We start from the raw sequence: 12,760 nt of genomic DNA, 5'->3' as shown, positions 1-12,760 counted from the left end.
TATTCAGAACCGTTTACTCAATCCCAGATGAAAAGTAACATCCGGTGCGGTGGCAACCGCCACATCCTCCGCAACACCAATGTCCACCAGATACTCTCCTGGAAGCCTGAGATCTCCACCGAAAATCAGCATCATCGAATTTTTCCCAAGCTCATCCAGCGAACTGTCCCGATACATGGGAGTGTTCGCGTTCAACTGCACCTTAAATGATATCCATGATGCCGGCCCCCAGCCCAAACCGAATGTGCCAAACCCCGCGAGCGTTCTATGCTGATCCCTCAGCACATCACCTTTTGACATGACCAGAGCACCGGCGGAACCGTACACCCCCAGAGAGCCCCACTCGCTGTAGTTGGTTGAACTTCCGCACAGTTGCAGCATGGCGTCAGTCCCCCCGCTGCCGCCGAGGTATGAGCTGTCTCCGGTGGGAAGCTTGATAGCTCCCTTAAGCGCCAGGCTGTCATGACGATCTTCATCGAGAACATCATACAGTCTGGCGCCGCCTGTCAGGCTGATATCACCGATCCCTGACCCTGAATGGTCTACCTGCAGCTTCTGGACGCCATCCTTGCGGTAGCTGTAATTCATAAGGTTTTTGGGAGCGCTGTCACGTCCCCCCTTCGGTAGCCCGAAGGTGTTGTGCCAGTCGATGACAAAACTGTCGAGGAAACCTCCTCCCTGGAAAATGTAGGGAATTTCGACCCCGACCTCCCATCCGGGAATTATGCCGTAACGAGCCGCAAGGGCCAGTCGGTAGCTCTCACCATCGAGCGTTATCTGTTCACGCTGGTTGCTATTGACTGTGTAGTTGCTGGCAAGATCCTGGTTCAGGGCGATGTGGAACTTTCCGGCCGGGGTGATGTCGGCGCCAGTATCATGAGGAAGCCCGTAGATCATGACCAGCGGACTCTGATTGAAGGTACTGAAGGGGGTGATCTCCATATCCCCGGCCGCGGCGACCCCTGCGGAACAGAACAGGATTAAAATCGAAAGTACACACTTTCCCATAAGCATCAGATCTCCATAACGTTCTCTGCATGAATCCGCACATCAGCGGTCTTGCTGCTGCCCGGTTGTATTCCGATATTAAAAAGCGACCGGTTGAGTCACGCGTCGCCGCACTTGATTTTTTTTCACGTCAATGCGATAGTGCCCAAAGTCTGTACACACTTGCTGCAGAGGAGGCACAATGTTTGGTTTTGGCATGCCGGAATTAATAATCATACTTGTCATCGTCCTGGTTGTTTTCGGGGCTGGGAAGCTCCCCGAAATCGGCGGAGCACTTGGCAAAAGTATCCGCAACTTTAAAAAAGCGTCGGATGGCAAGGATGAGATCGAAATTAAACCCAAGAACGATGACAACGACAAGAAAGCCTGATCAGTCCACATTTTAATTGCAGAAAAACGGGGGTGAGGCATATACATCACTCCCATTTTCCTTCATCCGGTCACAAATCCTCAGGAACTCAGGTACTCCCCTATTTTCTCCGCCAGTGTGCTGTAAATACGGCGGCACTCATTCTCGTTCTTCTCCAGCAGCGTCACCCGGAAACCCTGCAACGGTGTCGAAAAGGAAGACAGTGGCACTACACAGATGCCGGTAGTTGCCAGGATCTGGTATACAAAGCGTTTATCAGGGGATACTCCCGGCTGGTTGATCAGCCCCTCAACAAGTTCCCGGACCTCCTGATTTGCAATCGGAATTGACTGCCTGCTGTTCAATAGGCCATCCTTGAATGCCACGGCCATGTAAAAGGCCCCATTGGTGCGATTCACTTGCAGCGCGGGCACCTGGCTGAGACAGTCGTAGGTAATACGGCTCATCCGTTCGTAACTGGCGATACGCTGGGCAAGATAAGCGGCATATTCCGGATGGCTGACTATTTCGGGGATGACCGTCTGCGGCAGAGTCGTAGAACAGACCTCGTTCATCTTCCCGGTGAGTATCAGGTTGATATATTTTTTGAAGCGCTCGTCTTTATCGCCGTTATATACTTCAATCCAGCCGCAGCGTGACCCGGGCCACGGGAACTCCTTGGAGATACCTTTCAATGAGATGGCAGGAACATCGCCGATCACATCACTGATCGGCACCGTGCTTTTGCCGTTATAGACGATATTGATGTAAACCTCATCAGCAATGATGAAGAGATCGTTTTCACGGGCTACCGCAACGATTTCTGAAAATCTCACAGCCAAACCATTCTTCCCAGCATTTGTTATCGTTTTTCATTTCCGTTAGTTTTGAATGCTCAACATATTTGATTCGCAAGCTTTGATCTCCTTATGCATAACGGGGCTGAGGCACCACCGGCTTGACCGGTGTTGCCGATGGTTGGAACTCACTCTTTCTCCATGGCACACCTTACGCATAACACATCTCTGGCAGGTGTGTCATGCAAAACTCCGTTGCGCCATACAGCCCGCGCAATCCCCGGTTATCCGACTATTACCGCTGTGTTGAGGATTATTTCGAGGAGCTGGAGCGGGTACACGAGGAGCGGTATCAGTCCCGTTTCGGGTATCTGAGACCTGAAATCAGGTTAACGATCTTTCGTTACCTAGACTGCGGCTGTCTGCACAATGGTTTCGCCCGTGTGAAGTGCGATGACTGCGGTCACGAATATCTGGTCGCTTTTTCCTGCAAGCGCCGTCACTTCTGCCCGTCATGCCATCAGAAACGGGTGGTGGAGTTCGGCGAATGGTTTCTCGATGATCTTGCCGTCACCGTACCACATCGTCACATTGTCTTCTCCATCCCCAAGCTGATCCGCCGCTGTTTCCTGTTTGATCGCACACTTCTTGCCGATCTAAGCCGCACCGCCTGGGAGACGCTGAGAGAGTACATGACAGGCACAGACAACTCCATGCCCGGCTGCGCCTGCTCCATCCAGACCTTCGGCGACTTCCTCGGTTTCAACCCTCACTGCCACATCATAATATCCGATGGCACCTTTGACGAGCATGGCATCTTCCACATCACTCCGTATTACGATTTCCACGCACTGGAACAGCTCTTCCGGCACAAGGTCTTGAAGATGCTGCTGGATAAGGGTGCCATCACCCAGTGGCACATTGATCTGCTCATGTCCTGGCATCACAGCGGCTTCAACGTACATATCTGCGAGCCGATAGCGGCTGATGACCGCGACGCCTTGGAGAAGCTGGCCCATTACATCATCCGCTGCCAGTTCTCGCAGGAGCGGATGACCTACATTGAACAGAGCGGCACGGTCATCTACCGCTCAAAAGACGGCCACACGACCAAAAGCTTCAGCGCCCTTGACTGGCTGGCTATGATCATCAGCCACATTCCGCGGCATGGCGAGCAGATGGTGCGCTACTACGGCTACTACAGCAACGCCGCCAGAGGCAAGCGCAGGAAGCTAGGGATGGACGACAACGACACACCGCAGATTGTCGAACAAGAGGCCGACACACCATATCGCAAAAAGTGCCGTGCCAACTGGGCCAGGCTGATCCAGAAGGTCTACGAGACCGATCCGTTGACCTGCCCGAACTGCAAAGGTGTCATGCGGATACTGGCGTTTATCGAAGAAGAGCCGGTGATCCGCAGGATTCTGGATCATCTGGGGTTGTGGGATGTCCCGAAGCGGCAACCGCAATGTGGCAGGGGGCCGCCGGTAATAGTGGAAGCTGAACCAGCGCTGGTGTACGCCGACAGCCAGATTATTGAGTATGAAGAGGCGTACTTCATCCCGGAATACCTGTGAAGCCGGATAATACGGGGCGTTGCAGCAGGAATGGTGTGTGTTGAAAATGGCGAAAATGTGGTTTTTTGCTGGTCAGGCGGCGGCAATTGCAAACAATGATGCAGATTGAACCGTCATCAGGCCAGAATCTCCCCGGATAGTTCCCGATTTCCCCCCAAAAGTCCCGATAATCCATTGACGTAATCCCATTTCCAGTGGTATACAGTCTGCATCGAAAAAGCAAATTCCTATTCCTTGCATCGAAAAAGCAAATTCCTATTCCTAATTCCTATTCCTTGAAACCGGCTGGAGTGATCTGCGAGATCATGAACGAGGACGGCAGCATGGCCCGCATGCCGCAGTTGAAAGAATTTGCCCTGCGGCACGGCATCCGAATCTGCTCGGTGGCTGATCTGGTGGCCCATCGCCTGCATCACGAATCACTGGTGCGGCCGGTGGCTGAGGCAAAACTGCCCACCTTTGCCGGGCAGTTCCGCGTGATCGCCTTTGAGAATGATATTGACGGCTTGGAACATCTCGCCCTGGTCAAGGGCGAGATCGACCCGGATAAGCCAGTACTGGTCAGGGTGCATTCGGAGTGCCTGACCAGTGACGTGTTCGGTAGCATCCGCTGTGACTGCGGTGGGCAGCTGAGCCGGGCCATGGACCAGATCGAGCAGGAGGGTTCAGGAATCCTGTTGTATATGCGGCAGGAAGGCAGGGGGATCGGCCTGATCAACAAGCTTAAAGCCTATGAACTGCAGGATCAAGGCTGCGATACCGTTGAGGCCAACGAGGCACTGGGATTCAAGGCTGATCAGCGTGATTACGGCATTGGCGCCCAGATGCTGAGGGCGTTGGGAGCCAGAAAGATCCGCCTGATGACCAACAACCCCAAGAAGATGATCGGGCTGGAAGGGTATGGCCTGAATATTGTTGAACGGATACCGATCGAGATGAAGGCGTTGAGTACCAATATCCGCTACCTGCAGACGAAACGGGAAAAGCTCGGGCACCTGCTGGCTGCCTGCTGAAGAGATGGGGGAAGTCATGGCCGTCCGCAACCAGCAGTTGTTCCAAGGGTTGTTTCTGATCAACTTTCTGATCTCGCTGGGGTTCGGTGTCAGCGACGCCTTTTTCCCGCTCTATTGCCAGAGCATCGGGGCCCGGGGCCTGCTGCTGGGTGTAGCGGTTGGCGGGTATGCGCTGTCCAAGATCATCTTCAGCCCGATCATGGGGTCGCTGGCAGACCGTTTTGGACGACGACAGCTGGTTATTACCAGTCTGCTGGTGTACCTGCTGGTTTCATACAGTTACCTGGTGACCGACAACCTGGTTGTGGTGGTCTGCCTGCGCCTGTTGCAGGGTGCCGGTTGCGCCATGTTCCGCCCGGTGGTGCAGACCCTGATTGCTGATCATACCAGCAGCCAACAATGGGGCAAGGCCATGGGCAGTTTTGACATCTCTTTCTACGCCGCACTCAGCTGCGGCCCGATCATCGGCGGCATCATCATGGATCAGGCAGGCTTTCAGGGGCTGTTCAGCGCCCTGATCATCTGCAGCATGGCCGCGCTGGGACTGGCCCTTGCCATAATCCCGCGACAGTTGAGACCATCTCAGACATCTGCAGAGATTCCTGTACAGCCTGGAATCAGCGCCCTGTACCGCCAGAGCGGCACGCTGCAGGGGCTACTGCTGTTCATCTTCGGCAGGGCCTGCGGTATCACGGCCTGCGGGACATTTCTGCCGATCCTGCTTTCATCAAAATTGGGGATGAGCGGGGTACAGGTGGGGATCATCATGGCCTCAGCCACCCTGATCATGACGTTGCTGCTGCGCCCGGCAGGCCGGATTGCCGACCGGGTTCCCCGCAGACTGCTGGTGATCTGCGGCGGTACGGTGGTACCCTTACTCTATATGCTGCTGCCCGTTGCAGCCGACTTCATGCAGATGCTCGGCGTAACGCTGGGGATCGGCGCCTTCAGCGCCCTTTCACAGCCAGCCACCAGCGCCCTGCTGGCTGAAGAGGGACAGCGGCTGGGGATGGGGACCTCGATCGGCACCTTTCATGCCTTTTTAAACCTGGGATTTGTAGCGGGTCCGCTGGTGGGGTCACTATTACAGAGTTCAGCAGGGCTGCAGGGGGTGTTTATCGCCATCGGCCTGATCGGACTCTGCACTGTTGCCGGGTTTATCCTGAATAAGCCGATGCGAAAACTGGCTGTTGCGCGAGTTTAACGCCTGAATTCGCACGGTTCCAGACCGTACAGCCAATCACCGGTAACTGACCGTCCCCTACAATTGCTCCACAATCAGCTGCCGCGCCAACTCTAACTCCTCATCCTTTGACGCGATCAAACCATCTAGCCGCGCTGCCAGCAATCGCTCTTTCATGGTGCGGATGGCTGGCCCCCGTGGCACTCCCAAGGCTTGCAATTCTGTACCGCTTACCAGCGACTTTACTTCAGCAAGTCTGGTCAGGTAGTGGGACACCAACCGCCGCAACTCGTCCTGACCACTGCGGGCCAGACCGTACAGCAGCAGCTCGAGCGGCATGCCATGCAGTAGGGTATAAAGCTGGCTATTGGAGATTTCCTGCCCACGCCCCACAGCCTGCCGTAAGTGCTGCAACCGTTTCAAGGCCTTGTGCCGATGACCGAAGATCCGCTCCATCAAGCGTTCCGGCATCATCAACCGCTGGCAGACCTCCAGATACTGAGGAGAATCAAGGCGATCCATCAGTGCCAGAAACCAGACGGTCCACGGTTCAAGCGGCGTATCCAGATAAAGCAGCTGGTACCAGGCCAGTACCCGTTCCAGCTCTGCAAACAGTTGCTCACTGTCTGGTCCAAACCGCAGCCCGCTATGGATGCAGGGCAGCAACCCCAGCTGGGCCATCCGCTTGACCGCCAGGGTCGGTTCCTGCTCTTTCAGGATCTGGATCAATTCCCCCATCAAGCGCTTGCCACCAACCCGCTCAACCAGTCCGGCCCGCACTGCAGAACGCAGCAGACCTTCGGTGTGGGGATCAAGCTGAAAGCCCAGTCGCTGCTCAAAGCGGATCGCCCGGAAGGCACGGGTCGGGTCTTCCACAAAGGAGAGGTTATGCAGCACCCGCACTGTCTTTTCCTGCAGATCTTTTTGGCCACCGAAAAAATCAAGCAGGATACCGAAACGATCCTGATTCAGACAGAGCGCCAGGGTGTTGATGGTAAAATCACGGCGATAGAGATCGTGACGCAGTGAGGCCCGCTCCACCGTAGGCAGTACGCCGGGTGAATCATAGTATTCCAGCCGGGTGCTGGCCACATCCAGCTTGCGGCCATCGGGAAAGACCACCACTGCGGTGCCAAAGGCCTGGTGGGGTCGCACCCTGCAACGGTGCTGCTCGCCAAAGGTCTCGGCAAAAAAGATCCCATCCCCCTCTATCGTAATATCAAGATCAAGGTTGGGCAGATCCAGCAGCAGATCCCGCACAAAGCCGCCCACCGCATGCACCGCCACCCCTTGTTCATCACCACTGTTACCCAGCAGTTCCAGCAGTTGGACCGAATCAGCGGGAAGACGTCTTCTGAGCAGGGTGGCCAAATCCCGCTGCTTTGGTTCAGGAGAAAGTCGCTCCAGATCGTAGAGGGTCTCGCCATCCCTGCTGCTACCGTGCAGATGACGCAACAGATCAGTGCGAGTCACCACTCCCACCAGCTGGTCACCGTCAAAGACCGGCACAAAACGGCGGTCACCACCCACCATATGGTCCATGACCGTTGTCAGCGGTGTATCAGGGGTGGCATGCATCACTGCGGTGTGCATCACCTCGGTTACCGGACGATCACCCAGGCCATGGTAGACGGTCTTTTCCGCCACCTTGCGGGTGATGATCCCCAGCAGTTGTTCACCCTGCAGCACCGGCATGGCGCTGTAGTTGTAGCGCACCAGCAGATCCCGGGCCCCCAGTACTGTGGTTTCTGCGGGCAAACTACGTACCGGTGATGACATAATCTGTCCCACCGTCTTGCGGGGATGCACAATCAGCAGTAGATTACGTTCAAGACGCTCCAGCACAGCAGACAACGGCTCGCCCTTAACCGTTGCCGAGGCAGCAGAGGCATGGCCACCGCCGCCAAAGAGACGCAGCAGCTCCCCCACATCCACCTCAGGCACGCGGCTACGGGCCACCAGATAGATCCGGTCTGCCATGGCCACGGCCAGCACCAGCAGATCCAGGTTTTCCATATCCCGCATCATATGGGCCAGACCGGCAATATCCCCCACGTACCAGGGGCGACTGGCATGGGCCACAGAGATCCGCACTCCGCTGACCTCACTGGTCTTCAGGGTTGAAAGCAGATCATGCAGCAGCTCTACCTGCGGTGTAGTCAATTCCGGCGACAGGATCTCATCAGCCAGATGCAGCCGTGCGCCCCGCTCCAGCAGCCAGGCAGCAGCCCGATAGTCCTCTGGCGTGGTCGTGGGGAACAGCAACCGTCCGGTGTCTTCATGGATGCCCAGCAGCAACAGGGTTGCCTCTGCAGGGGTTGGCTCTATTCCCCGCTCACGCAGCAGCTCAGTCATAATGGTGCTGGTGGCACCAACAGGTCGGACAATGCCGTCTGAAGCCGTAATACTGTCAACAGTGGCTGGATGGTGATCATAGAGGTGGACTGTCAGGCCGGGACGTTCCAGCAGTTCTGCAAAACGACCAATACGAGAGGGCTGTTGGCAGTCAACAATAATCAGACGGGTGATGCTGGAGAGATCAATATCTTTGGAACGAACAAGCAGCGGAAGCAGATCAGGATGACGGGCAGAAAAATCGCGCAGATTTTTTTCCTGGGAACCGGGAAAGGAAAGCAGGGCTCCAGGATACAGCCGCCCGGCAGCTGCCAGGGAGCCCAGACAGTCAAAATCAGCATTCAGATGTGAGATGACCAGATCCATGGGCTTCACCGCTTTTCTGTACTAAAAACATAAATCAGCGCCAAGAAAGTTACCATTAAGCAAGACAGAGAAGCTGTAGAACTTATTCCCCAATCAGTATCAGCTCGTACCCGGTGCTGCGACCTGCCGCCTCTGATCTGCGGAGTAATCCATGTTCCAGCAGCTGGGTAATATCACGCAGGGCAGTATCTTGAGAGCAGTTGGCCAGTTTGGCCCATTTAGAACTGGTCAGCTTGCCTTCAAAACCATCCAGCAGGCGATTCAGCAGCATGATCTGACGCTGGTTGAGACTACGCGTTTTGCACTGTTCCCAAAACCGGGCTCTAATCAATACCTGAGCCAGAGTTATTTCAGCCTGTTGTAGCGCCTGGCCCAGGGTTTTCAAAAACCAGTCAAGCCAGCGAGTGATATTCAAACCACCCTTCTGGGTCTGTTCAAGCATCCGGTAGTAGCCGCTACGGTTATAACGAATCCGAGCTGACAGGCTGTAAAAACGACGATTGGTTCCTTCGGAACGGGCCAGCGCCATGTCGCCAATGGCCCGTGCAATTCTGCCGTTGCCGTCTTCAAAAGGGTGTAGCGTGACAAACCAGAGGTGAGCTAACCCGGCTTTTAGCACCGGGTCAATCCCTGAGTCTTCTGAATTAAACCAGACAAGAAAGCGATCCATTTCAGCGTCAAGGCAGGCGGCAGGCGGGGCTTGATAATGTACTTTTTCATGGCCAAAGGCACCTGAAACAACCTGCATCGGACCTGCTGCGTCATCCCGCCATTGCGCTACACGCAGTACAGTCAGACCGCTGCGTCCAGCAGGGAAAAGGGCGCCGTGCCAGGCAAACAGGCGTTCTTTGGTAAGCGGTTGTGCATACTGACGGGTGGCATCAAGCATCATCTCAACCACGCCATCAATGTGACGATCAACCGGTGCCAGCGCCCCGATTTCAACCCCCAGACGGCGTGCTAACGAGGAGCGCACCTGTTCTGCATTGAGTTGCTCCCCCTCTATTTCACTACTTTTTATGACATCCTGGGTCAGTGTGGAAAGTTCTGCCTGATCTTGCAGAGGAAAGCCCAGTGCTTCCATCCTGCCGATCAGACGTCCCTGAACATGCCGCGTGTCGGCCAATGCTCCGGCAAGACGAAGCATATCAAACTGCCAATCAGGCCACTGTGGTAACTCCCAGATATACATACACAGAATCTTTCACCGCAATTTTTGCGGCGATACTAACCTCTATTCACCGCAGGAGCAAGGGTTTTCAAGACCGGGCACCCCGAAACCAGATCTCTACATCTTCGCCAGTTTACTCTCCCAGCGCCAGGCATCTTCGACAATAGTCTGCAGTGAATCAAAGCGTGGCCGCCAGTCAGTCAGCTGCTTGATTTTTTCCGCCTGGGCAATCAAACAGGCTGGATCGCCGGGGCGACGCCCCTCTTCAACCACCTTGAAGTCAACACCACTGACCTGTTTAACCATGGCCAGCACCTCCCGCACGCTACCGCCTTTGCCATAGCCCACATTGATGGCAGTGGACTCACCACCCTTGTCCAGGTAGCCAAGGGCTGCCAGGTGGGCTGCGGCCAGGTCTTCAATATGGATATAGTCGCGGATACCGGTACCGTCCGGCGTGGGGTAGTCCGTACCGTAGATGGCGGCCTGCTGACGCTGGCCAAGGGCGGTCTGGCAGGCGATCTTTATCAGGTGGGTAGCTTCAGGCGTACGCTGACCAATCCTAGCCTGGGGATCAGCCCCGGCAACGTTAAAGTAGCGCAGGGCCACATATTTAAGGCCGTGGGCTGCAGCGGTATCTCGCAGCATCCACTCGCTCATCAACTTGGAGGTGCCATAGGGGTTGATCGGTGCCAGCAGGGTCTCTTCCGAGGCACTGCCCCCTTCAGGAAAACCGTAGACCGCAGCGGTACTGGAGAAGATAAAGCGCTCAACGCCGTGTCGCACACAGGTCTCCAGCAGCCCGAGGGTATTACGGGTATTGTTGCCGTAATATGTAAGCGGCAGAGAGACCGATTCCGGCGCCACAATGGCGGCGGCAAAATGCAGCACAGTCTTAAAGCAGTGCTTTTGAAAAGTCGCTTCCAGAGTTGCATGATCGGCCAGTTCAGCCTGAATCAGCTCTTCACCATGCAGCAGGGCATCCCTGAATCCGGTGGATAGGTTGTCATAAACCACCACCTGGTGGCCTGCCTCGGAAAGCTGTCGCACGACATGGCTACCAATATAGCCACATCCACCGGTTACCAGAATTTTGTCTGACATACGTTGTCCTATAGATAGCGTTGAATTGCCTGCATTGATCGTTCTAAACGTTCACGACTGTGGGCCTCAAGGGTCCAGACCGCCTGGGGAGCATACTGTTTCAACAGGTCGGTTACCTTCTGGAAGTCAATTTCCCCTTCCCCAACCGGCAGGTGTTCATCAGCCACGCCATGATTATCATGCAGATGGCTTTCAATAATAAAGCTGCCCAGGGAAGTGAACCACTCTTCCAGCGACACGGTACAGAACATATTAAAATGGCCGCTGTCAAAACAATGCCCAAAGAGGGTCCTATCAAGCTGGTTCAGAACCTGCACCAGGGTTGAGGGTTCTTCTTCAAAGATATTTTCCAGGGCCACCTTGCAACCGGCCTGCCGGATGCGGGGCAGTTGCTGTTGCCAGAAGGAGACCGTATTGGCAACCCAGGTAGCAACTGCAGAACCATAGGACAGCCGACTATAACCGGGATGAAACACCACCACCCGGGCCTTGAGTATTTCCGCACAATTCAGAGTCTGTTCAACCCGTTGGCGGGTGGTTTCACGCACTGCCCGATCAACCGAGCCGGGATTCAGATCCATAAAGGTGGCGTGGATGGTACAGGACAGGCCATGGCTGACCAGGTCACTGGCCAGGGTCTGCAGATCCGCTGCATTCAACGTATCCAGGGAATCTGCCGGCAGGTACAGCTCCGGGTTGATCCGTTCATCCAGCAGGTATGAACGGTGTTCTTCAAGACGGGGCCAGGGTATATGGGCGCAAAGCAGGCTAGGCATGGGTAGCATCCCCCTGTTTACGACGGGCGCTATGGCCCGGCTCTATCCTGCGTTTAACCAGTTCCTCAAGTTTATCCACCGACTCAGGATCTCCCAGCACAATCAGAGTATCCCCTTCATCAATGGCAGCCTGAGGGTTGGGGTTAAAGACCATGTGGCCATGGGATTTCTTGATGCCGACAATAATGACACCGGTCTCTTTGCGAAAGCCGGTGCTTACCAGGGTGTGGCCGGCAAACTCGGAATCATGGGGGATGCTGATCTCTTCCATCTGCAGATCGAGGTGTTCACTGGCGGTGGCAATCTCGATAAAATCAACCACGTTGGGACGCAGGATTGACTGGGCCATCCGCATACCGCCAATGGCATAGGGAGAAACCACCTTGTTGGCCCCGGCGCGCTTCAGTTTCAGCTCTGTCCCTTCTTCACCGGATCGGGCCAAAATATGCAGATCCGGGTTCAACCCCCGGGCGGTCAAGGTAATATAGACGTTCTCAGAATCCGAGGTGACCACCGAGACCAGACCTGTGGCCCGCTGAATACCGGCCCGGATCAGGGTTTCATCAAGGGTGGCATCCCCCCTCATCCAAAGGTACCGATTATCCTCAATCTGCTCCACCACATCGGTATTGCGCTCTACAATCACAAACGGGACGTCATTGGCAGCCAGCTCGCGACAGATCATGGAGCCGATCCGGCCAAAACCACAGATGATGTAATGGTCCTTGAGAGCATCTATCCTTTTTTCCACCTTTTTCCTCCCGATGATCCGCTGAATCTGCCCTTCAAACATCAGCTGGGCCACGCTACTGACCAGGTAGCCCAGGGTACTGACTCCAAACACGATCAGAACCATGGTAAAAAGTTTGCCCTGATCAGTCAGATCATGAACCTCTTTAAATCCAACAGTAGCCAGCGTAATTACGGTCATATAGAGAGCGTCCAAAAGACTCCAACCCTCAATAACCGTATATCCACTGGCCCCCATGGTCAGCAGCAGCAGCAGTATACCAATCGATATTTTAAGCCGTCGGACCGGATCCATGCACAAACCTCTA

The 12,760-nt window shown here is 55.1% G+C and carries 9 protein-coding genes and 2 pseudogenes; 4 read left to right on the top strand and 7 right to left on the bottom strand.

From position 1 onward, the window contains the following. Positions 1–3 precede the first annotated feature (3 nt). Complete coding sequence (locus tag FY034_RS18495) at positions 4–1,014, bottom strand: DUF3187 family protein (protein ID WP_265555375.1); 1,011 nt, start codon at positions 1,012–1,014, stop codon at positions 4–6. A gap of 175 nt (positions 1,015–1,189) precedes the next feature. On the opposite strand from FY034_RS18495, the gene FY034_RS18490 reads away from it, so the two are divergent. Then, the gene (locus FY034_RS18490; RefSeq protein WP_265555374.1) at positions 1,190–1,378 is read left to right on the top strand and encodes a twin-arginine translocase TatA/TatE family subunit; all 189 of its coding nucleotides are present in this window, start codon (positions 1,190–1,192) and stop codon (positions 1,376–1,378) included. 80 nt (positions 1,379–1,458) lie between these two features. Here the strand turns inward: FY034_RS18490 and FY034_RS18485 are convergent. After that, positions 1,459–2,181 (bottom strand): annotated as a pseudogene (locus tag FY034_RS18485) (aminotransferase class I/II-fold pyridoxal phosphate-dependent enzyme); the annotation flags it as partial. A 215-nt stretch (positions 2,182–2,396) separates the two neighbouring features. Between FY034_RS18485 and FY034_RS18480 the strand changes: the two are divergent. From FY034_RS18480 to FY034_RS18470, 3 genes and pseudogenes are all read left to right on the top strand, one after another. Beyond that, entirely contained in the window at positions 2,397–3,734 is a 1,338-nt protein-coding gene (locus tag FY034_RS18480) for a transposase (RefSeq protein WP_224963446.1), read from the top strand. 275 nt (positions 3,735–4,009) lie between these two features. Next, a pseudogene (ribA, locus tag FY034_RS18475) lies at positions 4,010–4,747 on the top strand (GTP cyclohydrolase II); the annotation flags it as partial. Positions 4,748–4,763: 16 nt separating this feature from the next. Continuing rightward, positions 4,764–5,951, top strand: coding sequence for an MFS transporter (locus FY034_RS18470; RefSeq protein WP_265555373.1), 1,188 nt, complete (start codon positions 4,764–4,766; stop codon positions 5,949–5,951). A gap of 57 nt (positions 5,952–6,008) precedes the next feature. Here FY034_RS18470 and FY034_RS18465 read toward each other — a convergent pair whose 3' ends face one another. From FY034_RS18465 to FY034_RS18445, 5 genes are all read right to left on the bottom strand, one after another. Further along, a complete protein-coding gene (locus FY034_RS18465) occupies positions 6,009–8,651 on the bottom strand; it encodes a CBS domain-containing protein (protein ID WP_265555372.1) in 2,643 nt (880 codons plus the stop codon). Positions 8,652–8,733: 82 nt separating this feature from the next. Further along, positions 8,734–9,843 (bottom strand): Fic family protein, encoded by a 1,110-nt coding sequence (locus FY034_RS18460; protein ID WP_265555370.1) that lies wholly within the window; start codon positions 9,841–9,843, stop codon positions 8,734–8,736. 96 nt (positions 9,844–9,939) lie between these two features. Continuing rightward, positions 9,940–10,926, bottom strand: a complete 987-nt coding sequence (galE, locus tag FY034_RS18455) for a UDP-glucose 4-epimerase GalE (protein ID WP_265555368.1) — start codon at positions 10,924–10,926, stop codon at positions 9,940–9,942. An 8-nt stretch (positions 10,927–10,934) separates the two neighbouring features. Further along, on the bottom strand, positions 10,935–11,702 hold the full coding sequence (locus FY034_RS18450; protein WP_265555367.1) for a sugar phosphate isomerase/epimerase family protein: 768 nt from the start codon (positions 11,700–11,702) through the stop codon (positions 10,935–10,937). After that, positions 11,695–12,747: a potassium channel family protein gene (locus FY034_RS18445; protein WP_265555366.1), complete on the bottom strand. Its 1,053-nt coding sequence runs from the start codon at positions 12,745–12,747 to the stop codon at positions 11,695–11,697. The genes FY034_RS18450 and FY034_RS18445 overlap by 8 nt, the downstream gene beginning before the upstream one ends. Positions 12,748–12,760: the final 13 nt, after the last annotated feature.

It is taken from the genome of Trichlorobacter lovleyi, from assembly GCF_015239775.1.
Lineage (GTDB): Bacteria > Desulfobacterota > Desulfuromonadia > Geobacterales > Pseudopelobacteraceae > Trichlorobacter > Trichlorobacter lovleyi_B.
This window is presented reverse-complemented; position numbering and strand designations above follow the sequence as displayed.